Genomic DNA, 13,798 nt, shown 5'->3' on the forward strand with positions numbered 1-13,798 from the left:
CGTCAGCGGTCTCCGCCGGCCAGCGTCACCACCACGTGGTGCAGCAGGCTGGTGGAGACCGCCCGCCCGGCGATCTCGAGTCCGGTGATCTCCCAGTCCAGGGCGTAGAAGATCTCCTGCCCGTCCGCGGCGGCGACCGGTAGGAGCTGGTGCCGGATGCCGAGCGGGCGTTCCGGCCCGGGGACCGGCTTGCCGAGAGTCCGCGGGTCGTAAAGGGTGATCCGGCCGCCGATCGGGGCGGTGCCGTAATTCTCCAGCAGCCACCGGTGGTCGTCGGGCAACTGGACGCCGGTGCGGGTGGTGACCGCCTCCCAGTCGACCGGCGGCTGGCCGGCCGGCGGGCCGGCGAGCTGGGCGAGGCGTCCGGGCAGGTCGGCGCCGTAGGCGATGGCGACCTCCAGGATGATCGGGATGTCGTCGCCCTCGTTCGCCACGAGCAGGTGGACCACCCAGTGCCCGGAGCGCAGCAGCACCTCGTCCGGGTGGTAGTCGTTGTCGTCGCGGTCGAACGGCCCGGCCGGCGGCAGGTTCAGCAGCTCGGCCAGCTCGTTCATCGCCGCCACGGCCTCGTCGTGGCGCTCCTGACCGGTCTCGTTCGACAGGCCGAAGTCCGGCAGGTCGATGACGATCCGGTCGTCCTCCACCCGCGCGGTGAGCTCACCGGTGGTGAACCCGGCGGCCTGGGGCGCGGGGGCCCATCCGAAGTCGGTCAGCAGCTCGGTCAGGCGTTCGGGGCCGACCGGGTCGAGCCGCGGCGCCAGCCGGTCGGCCAGTTCGGTGACGCGGTCGGCGGCGTACCGCAGATCGGGGCCGCTCATGCGATCGGCAGACAGGTCGCGGACTCGGTGGCGGTGCGGTCCAGGCGCTCGAACGCGGTGCCCTTGAGCTGGTAACGGTAGGTCAGCTTCAGCTTCGGGCAGGCGTTGCTGTCGGCACCGCCCGTGCCGTTGGCCTCGATGACGATGACACCGGACTGCACCCGGAGCCCGGTCAGCCACGGCTTGTCGGTCGATCCGACGTCACTGAGCAGCGGTTTACCCACCCGCCACGGCCGCTGGGCCGGGGACGATCCGTCGAAGACCTCGACCGTCGACGGGAAATAGGAGGTGGAGGCGTCGCACGTGCGGCCGATCAGGGCGTCGGCGACGCCGTCGGCGGTCACGTCGGCGTTCACCACGGTCTGGACCACGGCTTCCTGCTCGGCGTTCTCGCACTCCAGGATGTAGGCGTCCCAGTCGCCGCCGTCACCGACGCTGGCGAGGTCGCCGCCGGGCACCTCCGCCTCGGGCAGTTCGCCGGACGCCTCCGGGACCGCGCCCGCCGGCGCGGCCGGTGTCGCCGCGGACGGCGTGGCCACCGGCGTCTCCTCGTCCCCCGTGCACCCCGTGAGCAGCGCCGGCGCCAGCAGCACCGCCGTGAACAGCCTCTTGGACAACTCGATCACCCCGTCTGTGATGTCATCACAGACGGGGGCGGTCATGCGCCGGATCGCAGGATCAGGCCGCTCGTGGGGACTCCGGTTCCGGCGGTGACCAGCACCGGCCCGTCGCCGGGCACCTGGTTGACGGCGGTGCCCCGGACCTGCCGGACCGCCTCGGCGATGCCGTTCATGCCGTGGATGTACGCCTCGCCGAGCTGCCCGCCGTGCGGGTTGACCGGCAGGCGCCCGCCCAGCTCGATGCCGCCGTCCGCGATCAGGTGCCGGGCCTCGCCGCGTCCGCAGAACCCGAGCTCCTCCAGCTGGATCAGCACGTACGGGGTGAAGTGGTCGTAGAGCACCGCGGTGCGGACCTCGGAGGGCCGGTAGCCGGACTGTTCCCACAGTTGGCGCGCCACCACGCCCATCTCCGGCAGCTCCGCGACCGGGGACCGGTAGTAGCTGGTCATCACGTACTGGCCGGGGCCGCTCCCCTGGGCCGCGGCGACGATCACCGCGGGCGGCCGCCGCAGGTCACGCGCCCGGGCGAGCGAGGTGACGACCACGGCGACCGCGCCGTCGCTCTCCTGGCAGCAGTCGAGCAGCCGCAGCGGCTCGGCGATCCACCGGGAGGCGCGATGCTCGTCGAGGGTGATCGGGCGGCCGTGGAACCACGCGTGCGGGTTGGTCGCCGCATGCCGTCGCGCCGCCACCGTGACCCGCCCGAAGTCGTCGGGGCTCCCGCCGTGGTCGTGCAGGTAGCGGCGGGCCACCATGGCGACCTGCGCGGCCGGGGTGGCCAGGCCCATCGGGACGTGCCAGGCCGCGTCCGGGTCTGCGGAGGCGAACGCCTGGCCGAACCGGCGGCCGGACCGCTCGTTGAGGGCGCGGTAGCAGACGACCACGTCGGCGAGACCGGCGCCGACGGCGAGGACGGCCTGCTGGACGACCGCGCACGCGGCGCCTCCGCCGTACCCGACGCGGGTCATGAACGTCAGCTCGCGGAGGCCGAGCTCACGGGCGACGGCGATCTCGCTGTTGTTGTCCATGGTGAAGGTGACCAGGCCGGAGACGTCGGCCGGGCGGAGGCCGGCGTCGTCGAGGGCGGCGCGGATCGCCTCGACGGCGAGGCGGAGTTCGCTGCGGCCGGAGTCCTTGGAGAACTCGGTGGCGCCGATGCCGGCGACGGCGGCGGTTCCATTGATCACGGCGTCACCTCCGAGGTTCCACTGCGGCTGATCACGGCGCCACCCGCACGGTTCCGGTGACGTGCACCCCGTCGGCGGTGCGCCCGGTGACCTCGACGCCGTGCGGGAACACCTGACCGGTGAAGGTGAGCGTGTCGTAGGCGTGGCACGGCGTCCCGAGCCGGATCGAGATGCCCCGGATCCGGGCGGACGGACCGAGCCGGTCGGTGACGAAGCGCTGGACCAGGCCGGTGGTGGTGAGGATGTTGAGGAAGATGTCCTTCCCGCCGAGCCGGACGGCGGCGTCCCGGTCGTGGTGGACGTTCTGGAAGTCTCGGGTGGCCAGGGCGGTGCTGACGACCAGGGTGGGGGTGACCTCGAGGGTCCACGGTTCGAGGGTGGGCACGTCGGGGCACCAGACCGGCAGGCCGCCGTCGAAGGACACCCGCACCGGGTCGCCGATCCGCGGGGCCGGGCCGCGGTACTCCGCGACCATCCGGACGCCCTCGGGCAGGTCGACGAGGGCGACGACGTACGGCGCTCGCCTGCCGGGGACCGGTGGGTGATGGTGCACCACGTGACTGTGGATGGTGCCGGCGCCGGTCGCTGTCGCGTACTCCTGCTTGAAGGAACCGCAGGTGGGGCAGGCCGGGCCGGGCGGGTGGCGCAGGGTGCGGCATTCGCCGCAGCGTTGCAGGCGCAGTTCGCCGGCGGCGACCCCGTCCCAGAAGAAGGCGCTGTCGGCCGTGACCACCGGCATTATCGGTTCGCTCGGCGCCCGGCCCGTCGGCGCGCCGGGCCGGTAGCGCAGCACGCGGAAGGTCATCTCGGCCACCGGCTCGGCGCCGACGAGCCAGGTGCTCACCGTGGTGACGAACCAGCCCTCGCCGAGAGAGGTCTGCTTGGGGCCGGCCACCGCGTCGAGGCGGCTACGCACCGTCACCTTCTCCCCGACGCGCAGATAGCGGTGGTACGTCTGTGACGAGTCTGTCGCGACGATGGCGGTGTATCCCGCTCGCTCCAGCAGATCGGACATGATCTGCAGGGGGTCGCCGGCCGTCGGCGGCCCGAGGCCCCGCATCGTCCAGACCTGGATCATCGCGGGCGGCGCCACCGAGTCCCGCTCATAGACCTCACCGGCGTCACCCATCGCCTCCAGCCAGGTGCGGATCATCGGCAGGTTGACCGGGTCCCGCCCGGTACGCGCCACCGTCTCCCCGGAGTTCCTCAGCCGCTCCGCGGCCGCGAGCAGAGACTGCGGACCATCCGGGGACTGCGGCGGCACAGGGTCGCGGCTCATCGTTGTCACCTCGGCACTCTCGGCAGGCCGAGGCCCGCGCTCGCGATGATCTCCCGCTGGATCTCGTTGACGCCGCCGCCGAACGTCAGCACCAGATCGCGCCGCGCGTGCACGTCCAGCCAGTCGAGCAGGTCGGCGGTCGCCGGGTCGCCCGGGTCGCCGTGGCGGCCCACCAGCTCCTCGAGTTCCTGCGCCAGGCGCAGCAGCCACTCCGAGGAGAAGACCTTGGTCGCGGAGGCGTCGGCCGGGCCCGGCGCGGCCCCGGCGACCTGGCCGTTGAGCAGCTCGTTCACGCGGCGTGCGGCGTGGGCCCGGGCCAGCGCGCGGCGGACGTCCGCCTTCTGCGAGACCCCCGTGGCGTACGCCCAGTCGCGCACCCGATCGAGCAGGGCGCCGATCCGCCCGGCCGGCCCCAGCATGACCCGCTCGTGGTTGAGTTGCGCGGTGAGCAGCCGCCAGCCGTCGTTCTCGGCGCCGACCCGGCGGCCGACCGGCACCCGGACCCCGCTCAGATAGGTCGCGTTGACGTGATGCGTGCCGTCGCAGGTGATGATCGGCGTCCACGAGTAACCCGGGTCGCTCGTGTCCACGATCAGGATCGACAGCCCGCGGTGCCGGGCCGCGGCCGGGTCGGTGCGGCAGGCCAGCCACAGGTAGTCGGCGTCGTGCGCGCCGGTGGTGAACGTCTTCTGCCCGTCCACCACGTAGGCGTCGCCGTCGCGGACCGCCCGGGTCCGCAGCGCCGCCAGGTCGGTTCCGGCTTCCGGTTCGGTGTAGCCGATCGCGAAGTGCAGCTCGCCCGCCAGGATCCGCGGCAGGAAGAAGCTCTTCTGCTCGTCGGTGCCGTGGGCGAGCAGCGTCGGCGCGACCGTCTGCAACGTCACCGCGGGCAGCGGCACGTCGGCGCGGGCGGCCTCGTTGACGAAGATCTGCTGTTCGGCCGGTCCCAGACCGCGTCCGCCGTACTCGACGGGGAATCCCAGGCCCAGCCAGCCGTCGCGGCCGAGGCGGGCCACCAGGTCGCGGTGGGCGCGCCCGTGCCGCTCGCGCAACAGCACGCCGCGCTCCGCGGAGGTCACGACCTCGGCGAGGTACGCGCGAAGCTCGTCCCGCAGCCGCCGCTGTTCCTCGGTCAGGTCGATGAACACGCCGCACCCCCGTCGATGCCGGCCCCGCTCTCCGGCCGCCGGGCCGCGACCCGCTCCCCGAGCACGGTCAGCCGGTGCTCGCCGCCGCCCAGGAAACGCACCAGGTCGCGGATCAGCGCGGTGTGCCGGTGCAGCGGGTAGTCGATCGACAGGCCGAGCCCGCCGTGCAGGTGGTGGCAGGTGCGGGCGGCGGGCGGCGCCTCGGCGGTGAACCACTGGGCGGCCACGTCGAGGTCGTCGTCGGCGGGCCGGCCGGCGCCGAGTCGCCAGGCCGCGCTGGTCGCCGCCAGGTGCAGGGTGCGGCTGGCGACGTAGACGTCCGCGATCTGCTGCGCGACGGCCTGGAAGGTGGCGAGTGGTCGCCCGAACTGCTGCCGGGTGCGCACATGCCCGGCGGTGAGCGCGAGGGCCCCGGCGAGCGCGCCGTCGCCGAGGGCGCAGGCCCCGGCGAGCGCGAACCGGTGCAGGCCGGCGTGGCAGTCCTCGCCCGCGAGGGGTTCGGCGGGGGCCCGCTCCATCCGGAGAATGCCGCGGTCGAGGGTGACGCCGGGCGCGGCCGGGTCGACGATCACCACGGCCGGGCCGCCGACCGTCACGAGCAGCCGGTCAGCGGCGGCGACACCGGTCTTGACGCCGGTGACCGTGCCGTCGGTGGCGAGGGTGGTCCGAGGCGCGGCGGGCAGCGGATCGCCGGGTTCGGCGATGGCGGCCGCCAGCGTGCGCCCGGTCAGCAAGTCGTCCTGCTGCCGCCCGGTCCCCCAGCGGGCCACCGGCAGGACGCCGAGGGCGAGGTGGTGCAGCGCGGGAACGGCGATGGCGCGTCGCCCGATCTCGGTGAGCACGAGCGCGGTCTCTAGAACGCCGAGTCCGGCGCCGCCGAGCCGCTCCGGGACCGCGAGGGTGAGCAGCCCGGCCTGGCCCAGCGCGGCCCACGACTTGTCCGGATCACCGTCGCCGCCGTCGAGAACCTCGGCGGCGAGACCGATGATCGACTGCTGCGAGTCGTCCGGCCGGAAATCCATACCAGAGATTAGAACACGTTTCAGTTTAGCCGTGCCACCACCGGGTGACACGAGGACGCAACGCGCCGTTGGTAGGCTTGATTCACAGGTGAGGGGGCGACATGGCAGTGGCAAGAACGAGTACCACCACACGCACCACTCTCGCGGGTGCGGAGGCTGAGCAGGGCTCGGCGGCGCAGCGCGATCGGCGGCGGCGCATCCTTGAGGCCACCCTGGCGCTGGCGTCCAAGGGCGGTTACGACGCGGTGCAGATGCGCACGGTCGCCGAGCGGGCCGGGGTCGCCCTGGGCACGCTCTACCGATACTTCCCCTCGAAGATCCACCTGCTGGTGTCGGCGCTGGCGTCGGAGTTCGAGTCGATCCAGGAGAAACTCGGCCGCAAACCCATTCCGGGCGATACGCCGTACGACCGCATGCTCTTCGTCCTGGGCCGGATGACCCGGGCGATGCAGCGGGAACCGCTGCTCGCCGAGGCCATGACCCGGGCCTTCATGTTCGCCGACCCATCGGCGTCCGCCGAGGTCAACGCGGTGGCCCGGCTGATGGAGGACATGTTCACCCGCGCCATGCACGAAGGCGACGGCGTGGCGCCGACCGCCGACGACCGGGCCAAGGCGCGGGTGATCGGTGACGTGTGGCTGTCCAACCTGGTGGCCTGGGTGACCCGCCGGGCGTCGGCGAACGATGTCGTCAACCACCTCGAGCTGGCCACCCGGCTGCTGCTGTCGCCCGCCTCAGCCGACCAGTGAGGTCAGCTTCTCCAGGGCCTGCTTGGCGGCGGGCCCTGCCTGCTTCTCCAGCATGGCGGCCATCGGCCCGTTGAGCGCCGGCCCGGCGAACTCCATCTCGTAGGTGACGCGGGAACCGGAGCCGTCCGGTTCGATGATGAAGCGGTTCTTCGCCTTGACGCCCATCGGGCCGTCGCCAGCCATCTCCAGACGGTTCGGCGCGTCCGCGGTGACGACCTTCCAGGCCATCTCGGCGGGCATGCCCATCAACTTCACCTTCTGCTTGTACGTGGTGCCTTCCGCCACCGTCGCCGGGAGGTCCCCGGTGAAGCCCTGGTGCATGCTGTTCCACTCGGGGGTTCGGGGCAGGTCGGTGACCACCTGCCACACCTTGTCGGGTTCGGCCGTCGCGGTGGCCGTGACACTCACCTTGGGCATGTCTCTTCCTCCTCTTATGCCGTGGCCGCGATGTCGAGGCCGGCCACGTGTCCGAAGGTCATTGCTGGTCCGAGGGTTGATCCGGCACCGGCGTAGCTGCGGCCCATGACGGCCGCGCTGGCGTTGCCGGCCGCGTGGAGGCCTCCGATCACCGAGCCGTCCGGCCGCAGCACACGGGCGCGGGCATCGGTGAGCAGGCCGCCCTTGGTGCCGAGATCACCTGGAACGATCTTGAAGGCGTAGAACGGCGGCAGCCAGATCGGCGCCAGGCACGGGCTCGGGGTGTTCGTCGGGTCGGCGAAGTACGCGTCGTAGACACTGTCGCCGCGACGGAAGTCGGGGTCCCGCCCGGCCCGGGCCTGCGCGTTGAACCGGTCGACCGTCGCCCGCAGCGCCGCCGCCGGAACGCCGATCTTCGCGGCCAGCCCGGCGAGGGTCCAGTCCTTGACCAGGGCGCCGCTCGCGTACCAGTCGTCCGGGTAGGGCAGCAGCGGCGCCAGGTCCTTGAACAGGTACCGGTTCCGGTAGTCCTGGTCGGTGATCATCCAGCAGGGGACGTGCTGCTTGTCGTACATCACGTGCACGACGTCGCTGTACGGCGCGGCCTCGTTGACGAACCGCTTCCCGGCCTGGTTGACGAAGATGGTGCCGGGCAGGGTGCGCTCGGAGAGGCAGAACCACGGTCCGCCCGGCAGCGGGATCATCGGCCCCCACCAGGAGTCGTCCATCAGCGTCAGCGCCGCGCCGGCCCGCTCCCCCGCCTCGATGCCGTCACCGGTGTTGGAGGCGGCGCCGACCGTCCAGTCCGTCCCGATCGGCGCGGCCTGGAACTGTTTGCGCATCCGCTCGTTGTGCTCGAATCCACCGCTGGCCATCACCACCCCGCGCCGGGCCCGGATCAGCACCTCGGCCCCGTCGCGGCGGGCCAGCACCCCGGCCACCCGGCCGTTCTCCACGTGCAGATCGAGCAGTGGCGTGTCGAGCCAGACCGGCACACCGGCGGCGATCAGCCCGGCCCGCAGTCCGCCGGCCAGCGCCTGGCCCATGGTGACCGGTTTCTGCCCCTGGGCGGCCAGTTGCAGGTAGCGCCAGACGATCTCGGTGGCGGTGGCGACGCCGCGCGGGTGGCGGGCGATCAGCGACAGCCACTTGTAGTCGACCGTGTAGACCACGGTCCCGGCCGGGCTCGCCTGGTACGGCCCGTTGAGGCGCGCGAGTTCGTCGCCGAGCACGTTGGCGTCGAGAGCCCGCGGCTCGATCGAGCGGCCGTTCGGCATCCCGCCGGGCAGCTCGGGATAGTAGTCGGGGTAACCCTGCATCCACGCGAACCGCAGCGGCGTCCATCGCTGCAGGTAGGAGATTGTGCGCGGGCCGTGGGTGAGGAACGCCTGACGGCGGGCGGCGGGCACGTCGGAGCCGACCACCGCGGCCATGTAGGTGTCGGCCTTGGCGGGGGTGTCCGGCACTCCGGCGGCGAGCAGCACCTCGTTGTTCGGCACCCAGATCCCGGCTCCGGACCGAGCCGTCGATCCACCGTAGACCGACGCTTTTTCCACGAGAACCGTGTTCAGTCCACTCCGGGCGGTTGTCAGCGCCGCGGTCATGCCGGCGGCGCCGGCACCCACCACGACCACGTCGTACTCCACGGTGACCGCCATGGCATCCCCATCCGCCGGACCGTTTACCCCTCCGCAATAACTAGAACAGGTTATAGCAGTGTGATGAGATTCACTAGGTCCGATACCACTGCGTGTAGGAGCCTGTTGCTGTGAGCGATAGCGAGAACGGCCGCCGGCTGCACGCCGTCGACGACGGGCTGCTGCGGCGGCGTGCGGCGATCAGCGACCTGGGCGACGCCCTGCGCCTGCTGGTCGAGCACGCCGCCGCGACCGAGGCGCCCACCGAGGAGTTGCGGCGCGCCGCCGAGCGGATCCGGCAGGCGGCCGCGCCCCTGGGCGAACGGGTGCGCGGACGGCACGACTCCCCCACGGCGGACGACATGCTCGCCGGGGTGCGGCTCTACAACCCGGTGACCGGCGCGGGGAGCGCGCTGGCTCCGCCGCTGGAGATCCACTCCGACGGTGACCTCTCGATCGGCGCCTGCACCCTCGGGCTCGCCTTCGAGGGCCCGCCCAGCTTCGCGCACGGCGGGGTCAGCGCCATGCTGCTCGACCAGATGCTCGGCTACGCGGTCGGCCACTCCGGCAACCCGGGCATGACCGTCCGCCTCGACACCGGTTACCGCAAGCCGGTGCCGCTGCTCACCCCGTTGCGGCTCACCGCCCAGGTGACCGGGATCGAGGGGCGGCGGGTCACCGCCACCGGCATCATCGCCGTCGCGGCCGAACCCGGCGAGATCCTGGTCGAGGCGACCGGCGTCTTCGTCGCGCTGCGCGCCGAGCAGGCCCGCAGACTGTTCGGCCAGGCCATCGGCCGCATGCGGCAGTCCCGCGCCGGCTGACTCACTCGACCACGCGGGCGTGGATCGCGCTGTTCTCGCCGGTGGTCTCCCCGATCCGGGCCAGGGCGCGTTCCCGCAGCTCGGCGGGCAGTCCAGTGCGCCCGGACAGCCAGGTCACCCAGGCCGGCAGCAGGGCGAGCACCCCGCCCGCCTCCTCGCGGAGCTCGTCGCGGAGCTGCTGGGCCACCGACTCCACCCGGTGCGGTGAGCAGGTGTCGAACAGGTCGGGCACGATCCGCGGCCACGCGTCGAACAGGTCCTCGATCATGTCGTCGAGGTTCGCCGGCTCCGGGCCGTCCGCGTGGTCGCGCCACCAGGCGGCGAAGCGCTCGGGGCCCGCGTCCAGCGCGGTCTTCGAGGTTCCGAACGAGAGGACCGACGGCAGCCCCAGCACCACCTGGGCGAGCCGGCGGCAGCGGTGGTACTCGGCGTGCTGTTCGGCCGACTCGCCGCCCAGCGCGCCGAGGTCCTCCGGCTTCGGCAGCAGGTCCGCCAGCAGAAGGGAGTCGTCGATGCGGCGCCACGACGTTCCGCCGGCCGCGAGCGCGCCGACCCCGACCTGCCAGGCGGCCAGCGCCTCCTCCGGCGAGGCGTAGAACCCGGTGTGCACCGGCAAGGGTGTGAAGCCGCAGGCGTCGACGTCCCACAGATACCAGCGCACCGGGCCCTCCGGTGTCGCGAACGGGGCCACCACGGCGAACCGGCTGCCGTACCGGTCGCGGGTCCAGCGGACCTCACCGGGCACTCCCGGGTCGGCCACCGTCAGGCCGGTCCGCTCCCGCAGCGGGGCGGGAAGGACGGCGGCCAGCGCCGCCAGTGCCCGTGCCCCCACCTGGTTCTCGGCGGCCTCTTCTCGCAGCACGTCGGCGAGAGCGGCGGCCAGGTGGTCGGGGCCGACGTAGCCGCCGTCGGCCGGCAGGTCGCCGAGACGGGTGAGCAGCGGGCCGAGCGCGGCGCACAGCTCGTCCTCCAGGGTGGTGCCGGTCCTCGGTGAGCTCATCAGCCGTCCGGCCAGCTCCACGGCGTGCGGCCGGGCCAGCTCGATCCGCCTGACCCGGCCCTGCTCCCAGTTCACGTCGAGGTCCCGCAACGACTGCGCGAGCCGCACCTGTCTGGCGTGCTCCCTGCGGCGTTCGGCCCGCGCCGCGGCGGCTGACTTCTGCGACTTCTTGCGCTTTCGAGAGACCGGCACGGGCCGAGAATATGTGGCGATCTCGGCAGCGTCCTCCCGCCGTCACCCGCACGAGCGTGTCAGCAGCGCTCCGGGCTCCACCCGTCGGCGCCGCGCAGGAACGCCGCGATCGTGTGGGCCCGGGCCTCGGAGTCGGTCAGCTGCGGCCGGTTCGCCGACACGAGAGCGCCCGGGCCGCTGTTGCGGTACTCGGCGAACCGGGCGTCCTCCCACGGCCAGGCGCCGAACGCGGTCCACGCGGCGTCCGGGATGTGCGCGCCGATCCACGAACGCCGGATGATCGTCTGGCCGATCGCGTTCGGGTCCTGGCTGGGATGCCAGGGGCGGCCCAGGAAGACGGTCCCGGCCGGGGCGTCCGAAGTGAACCGGCAGTGGTCGAAGAGCAGCCCGTGCGGGTTGGTGATGTCGGTGCTGGGCGCGGTGACGTACCCGTTCGGCGCGCTCCCCCGGTTGAGCGAGTGGATCCGGCACCGGTCGAAGACGGCCGTGGCCCGCCCGAAGATGAAGTCGACGTCGCCCTCGACGTAGCAGTCGCGCAGGTAGACGCGGGCCACCACGCCGGCCGCGCTGCTGTTGACGTAGAGGGTGTCCTGGTTGGCGAGGAACCGCACCCGGTCGAAGACGATCCGGTCGGCCCGGGTCAGCACGGCCACCGCCTGCCGATTCGTGATCTCCGGGTGCGCCGCCTCGTCGAACAGGTTGGCGAAGGTGAGGTTCGAGGCCTTGAACCCGGCTCCGTCCACGGTGACCGACGCGCTGCCCGAGGTGCCCCAGGGGGTGCCGTCCGGCTTGAGGGTGCCGTTGGCCCGGTCGTCGGCGATCACCACGTCCTCCGGGCGGCGGCCCAGCCCACGCAGCTCGATCAGCGGTTTGGTCCGGGGGACGATCACCTGGCCGCGATAGGCCCCGGGACGCACCCCGATGACGAACGGCACCGCCGCCCCGGCGGGTGCGGCGTCGATCGCGGCCTGGATTCCACTGTGGTCGCCGCTGCCGTCGGCGGCGACGACCAGATCGGGTCGTCGCCCACCGGCCCGGGCCGGGCTCGCGACGATTCCGGTCGCGACTATGCCGAGGCCAGAGGACATGCCGAGGAAGGTACGCCTACGCACACCGAGCTCCTAAATCTGGGGATGAAGCAGGACCACGCTGGGGGAAAGCGCTTTCCTAGGCACGGTAGGGCAGGCATCGGGCAACGTCAACGCATTCTTCGGCCGGAGTGACGCCGGTGGATACAGTCGGCGTGCCGCGCCGATCGGGCGTGGCGAACGACAGGGAGGTTGTTCGATGGTCGAGCCGATGTCCCGCCGACAGATCCTGCGCGCCGTCGCAGGCAGCGCGGCGGCCGTCACCGTCGGCACGGGCGCCGCCGCACCGGCCGGCGCCACCGGGTCACGGGTGCCACGCGTGGTCCGGGAACTCGAAGAGAAGATCAAGGCCGGCATGACGGCGTACGGGATTCCCGGCGTCGCCTACGGCCTGCGTTACCAGGGCCGTGACTACGTCGGGGGCTTCGGCGTCACCAGCGTGGCCGAGCCGGCGGCGGTCGACGGGGACACCGCGTTCCGGGTGGCGTCGACGACCAAGACGTTCACCGGCACCGCCGTGATGCGGCTGGCCGAGCGCGGGCGGCTCGACCTGGACCGGACGGTGCGCAGCTATCTGCCGGACTTCCGGACCAGCGACGAGGCGGCGTCCCGGCGGGTCACGCTGCGGCAGGTGGTCAACCACAGCGCCGGCTGGCTCGGTGACGTCTACACCGACACCGGCAGCGACGACGGGGCGCTGGCGAGATATGTCGAGGCGCTCGCCACGGCGCCGCAGCTGACGCCGCCGGGGCGGGTGTTCGCCTACAACAACGCGGCCATCGGCGTCGCCGGGCGCCTGATCGAGGTGGCCAGCGGAAAGGTGTACGAGCAGGCGCTGCGCGAGTTGATCCTCGACCCGCTGCGGCTGCGGCACAGCGGGTTCTCGCTGGACGAGCTGGGCGGCACGCCCGTGGCCGTACCCCATGGTCCCGATGAGAACGGCAACCAGGTGGCCGTGCCGGAGGCACTGGCCATCCCGCGCAGTTTCCACTCCTTCGGTGGGCTCTACTCGACCGCCCGCGACCAGTTGCGCTGGGCCCGGTACCACCTCGGCGACGGCAGTCCGCTGCTCAGCAGGCGAGCCCTCCGGGCCATGCGGTGGCGGCCCGGCCCGGGCGGAACGCTTCTCGTCGACCTCGACGGGATGGGCGTGACCTGGATGCTGCGGCCGACCGCCGAGGGGCCGCGGGTCGTGCAGCACGGTGGAGACCTGCCCGGACAGCACTCCGGGTTCATGCTGGTGCCGGAGCGGGACTTCGCGCTGACCGTGCTGACCAACTCGGAGGGCGGGCCCAGCCTGCTCGCCGAGCTGTTCGCCGACGACTGGGCGCTGCGCCGGTTCGCCGGGCTGCACAACGTGCCGGCCAAGCCGCGGGCGCTGCCGCCGTCCGAGCTCGCCGGTTACGAGGGCCGTTACGTGACCGAGCAGATCGGGTACGACGGCGAGCGGGTGAGCAGCGAGGTCGACATGGTGGGCGTCGACGGGCGGCTGAGTCTGCGGATCGGCGGGGTCGAGGGGGTGGCGCTGCCGTTCTACCGCAGGGACTTCGTGCTCGTCCGGAGCCCAGACGGATCGGACACGCACTTCCGAGCCGACTTCATCCGTGATACGGACGGTTCGGTGGGCTGGTTCCGTTTCGGCGGCCGCCTGTACCGCCGTAACCCGTCGTCGAGCGCGGCTCTGCGCGCCACGACCACGGCGCCGCAGCTGCTCCCGGTGACGTTGCCGCATCCCACGCGCTTCTGAGCGGCGTGCGGGTGGTGGCCCCCGGGGGCGGCCGCGCCCCGCGGGCCCCACCCCACCCCGGGGCGCAACA

General features: G+C 72.7%; 13 protein-coding genes and 1 pseudogene. 3 read left to right on the plus strand and 11 right to left on the minus strand.

Features of this window, described 5'->3' with window-relative positions:
• Positions 1–2 precede the first annotated feature (2 nt).
• The 7 genes and pseudogenes from QLQ12_RS02255 to QLQ12_RS02290 all read right to left on the minus strand — a co-directional run bounded on the left by QLQ12_RS02255 (position 3) and on the right by QLQ12_RS02290 (position 6,074).
• Complete coding sequence (locus QLQ12_RS02255) at positions 3–818, minus strand: hypothetical protein (RefSeq protein WP_282756817.1); 816 nt, start codon at positions 816–818, stop codon at positions 3–5.
• Complete coding sequence (locus QLQ12_RS02260) at positions 815–1,480, minus strand: hypothetical protein (RefSeq protein WP_282756818.1); 666 nt, start codon at positions 1,478–1,480, stop codon at positions 815–817. Before QLQ12_RS02260 ends, QLQ12_RS02255 begins: the two co-directional genes overlap by 4 nt.
• On the minus strand, positions 1,477–2,625 hold the full coding sequence (locus QLQ12_RS02265) for a lipid-transfer protein (RefSeq protein WP_282756819.1): 1,149 nt from the start codon (positions 2,623–2,625) through the stop codon (positions 1,477–1,479). Before QLQ12_RS02265 ends, QLQ12_RS02260 begins: the two co-directional genes overlap by 4 nt.
• A gap of 31 nt (positions 2,626–2,656) precedes the next feature.
• Entirely contained in the window at positions 2,657–3,010 is a 354-nt protein-coding gene (locus QLQ12_RS02270; RefSeq protein ID WP_282756905.1) for a hotdog family protein, read from the minus strand.
• A gap of 9 nt (positions 3,011–3,019) precedes the next feature.
• Positions 3,020–3,904: pseudogene (locus tag QLQ12_RS46855) on the minus strand (bifunctional MaoC family dehydratase N-terminal/OB-fold nucleic acid binding domain-containing protein); the annotation flags it as partial.
• Positions 3,905–3,909: 5 nt separating this feature from the next.
• Positions 3,910–5,052: an acyl-CoA dehydrogenase family protein gene (locus QLQ12_RS02285; RefSeq protein WP_282756820.1), complete on the minus strand. Its 1,143-nt coding sequence runs from the start codon at positions 5,050–5,052 to the stop codon at positions 3,910–3,912.
• Positions 5,037–6,074, minus strand: a complete 1,038-nt coding sequence (locus QLQ12_RS02290; RefSeq protein WP_282756821.1) for an acyl-CoA dehydrogenase family protein — start codon at positions 6,072–6,074, stop codon at positions 5,037–5,039. Before QLQ12_RS02290 ends, QLQ12_RS02285 begins: the two co-directional genes overlap by 16 nt.
• 101 nt (positions 6,075–6,175) lie before the next feature.
• On the opposite strand from QLQ12_RS02290, the gene kstR reads away from it, so the two are divergent.
• Positions 6,176–6,823 (plus strand): cholesterol catabolism transcriptional regulator KstR, encoded by a 648-nt coding sequence (gene kstR / locus QLQ12_RS02295; protein ID WP_282756822.1) that lies wholly within the window; start codon positions 6,176–6,178, stop codon positions 6,821–6,823.
• Here kstR and QLQ12_RS02300 read toward each other — a convergent pair.
• The gene (locus QLQ12_RS02300) at positions 6,809–7,240 is read right to left on the minus strand and encodes a type II toxin-antitoxin system Rv0910 family toxin (RefSeq protein WP_282756823.1); all 432 of its coding nucleotides are present in this window, start codon (positions 7,238–7,240) and stop codon (positions 6,809–6,811) included. The genes kstR and QLQ12_RS02300 overlap by 15 nt on opposite strands.
• Positions 7,241–7,254: 14 nt before the next feature.
• Positions 7,255–8,898 carry a 3-oxosteroid 1-dehydrogenase gene (gene kstD, locus QLQ12_RS02305; protein WP_282756824.1) on the minus strand — a complete coding sequence of 548 codons (1,644 nt, stop codon included), beginning with the start codon at positions 8,896–8,898 and terminating at the stop codon, positions 7,255–7,257.
• Positions 8,899–9,008: 110 nt separating this feature from the next.
• Between kstD and QLQ12_RS02310 the strand changes: the two genes are divergently transcribed.
• Complete coding sequence (locus QLQ12_RS02310) at positions 9,009–9,701, plus strand: PaaI family thioesterase (RefSeq protein ID WP_282756825.1); 693 nt, start codon at positions 9,009–9,011, stop codon at positions 9,699–9,701.
• Position 9,702: 1 nt separating this feature from the next.
• On the opposite strand, the gene QLQ12_RS02315 is transcribed toward QLQ12_RS02310, so the two are convergent.
• Both QLQ12_RS02315 and QLQ12_RS02320 read right to left on the minus strand, forming a co-directional pair.
• Entirely contained in the window at positions 9,703–10,893 is a 1,191-nt protein-coding gene (locus tag QLQ12_RS02315; protein ID WP_282756826.1) for a hypothetical protein, read from the minus strand.
• Positions 10,894–10,952: 59 nt separating this feature from the next.
• The gene (locus QLQ12_RS02320) at positions 10,953–12,005 is read right to left on the minus strand and encodes a pectinesterase family protein (protein ID WP_282756827.1); all 1,053 of its coding nucleotides are present in this window, start codon (positions 12,003–12,005) and stop codon (positions 10,953–10,955) included.
• 175 nt (positions 12,006–12,180) lie between these two features.
• On the opposite strand from QLQ12_RS02320, the gene QLQ12_RS02325 reads away from it, so the two are divergent.
• Positions 12,181–13,728 carry a serine hydrolase domain-containing protein gene (locus QLQ12_RS02325; RefSeq protein WP_282756828.1) on the plus strand — a complete coding sequence of 516 codons (1,548 nt, stop codon included), beginning with the start codon at positions 12,181–12,183 and terminating at the stop codon, positions 13,726–13,728.
• Positions 13,729–13,798: the final 70 nt, after the last annotated feature.

It is taken from the genome of Actinoplanes sandaracinus (genome assembly GCF_030009775.1).
Taxonomy (GTDB): Bacteria; Actinomycetota; Actinomycetes; order Mycobacteriales; family Micromonosporaceae; genus Actinoplanes; species Actinoplanes sandaracinus.

Excerpts from the sequence above, each read along its gene's own strand:
- kstR (WP_282756822.1), top strand. The coding sequence starts at position 6,176 with ATGGCAGTGGCAAGAACGAGTACCACCACACGCACCACTCTCGCGGGT.
- QLQ12_RS02260 (WP_282756818.1), bottom strand. The coding sequence starts at position 1,480 with ATGACCGCCCCCGTCTGTGATGACATCACAGACGGGGTGATCGAGTTG.
- QLQ12_RS02290 (WP_282756821.1), bottom strand. The coding sequence starts at position 6,074 with ATGGATTTCCGGCCGGACGACTCGCAGCAGTCGATCATCGGTCTCGCC.
- QLQ12_RS02300 (WP_282756823.1), bottom strand. The coding sequence starts at position 7,240 with ATGCCCAAGGTGAGTGTCACGGCCACCGCGACGGCCGAACCCGACAAG.
- kstD (WP_282756824.1), bottom strand. The coding sequence starts at position 8,898 with ATGGCGGTCACCGTGGAGTACGACGTGGTCGTGGTGGGTGCCGGCGCC.
- QLQ12_RS02255 (WP_282756817.1), bottom strand. The coding sequence starts at position 818 with ATGAGCGGCCCCGATCTGCGGTACGCCGCCGACCGCGTCACCGAACTG.
- QLQ12_RS02325 (WP_282756828.1), top strand. The coding sequence starts at position 12,181 with ATGGTCGAGCCGATGTCCCGCCGACAGATCCTGCGCGCCGTCGCAGGC.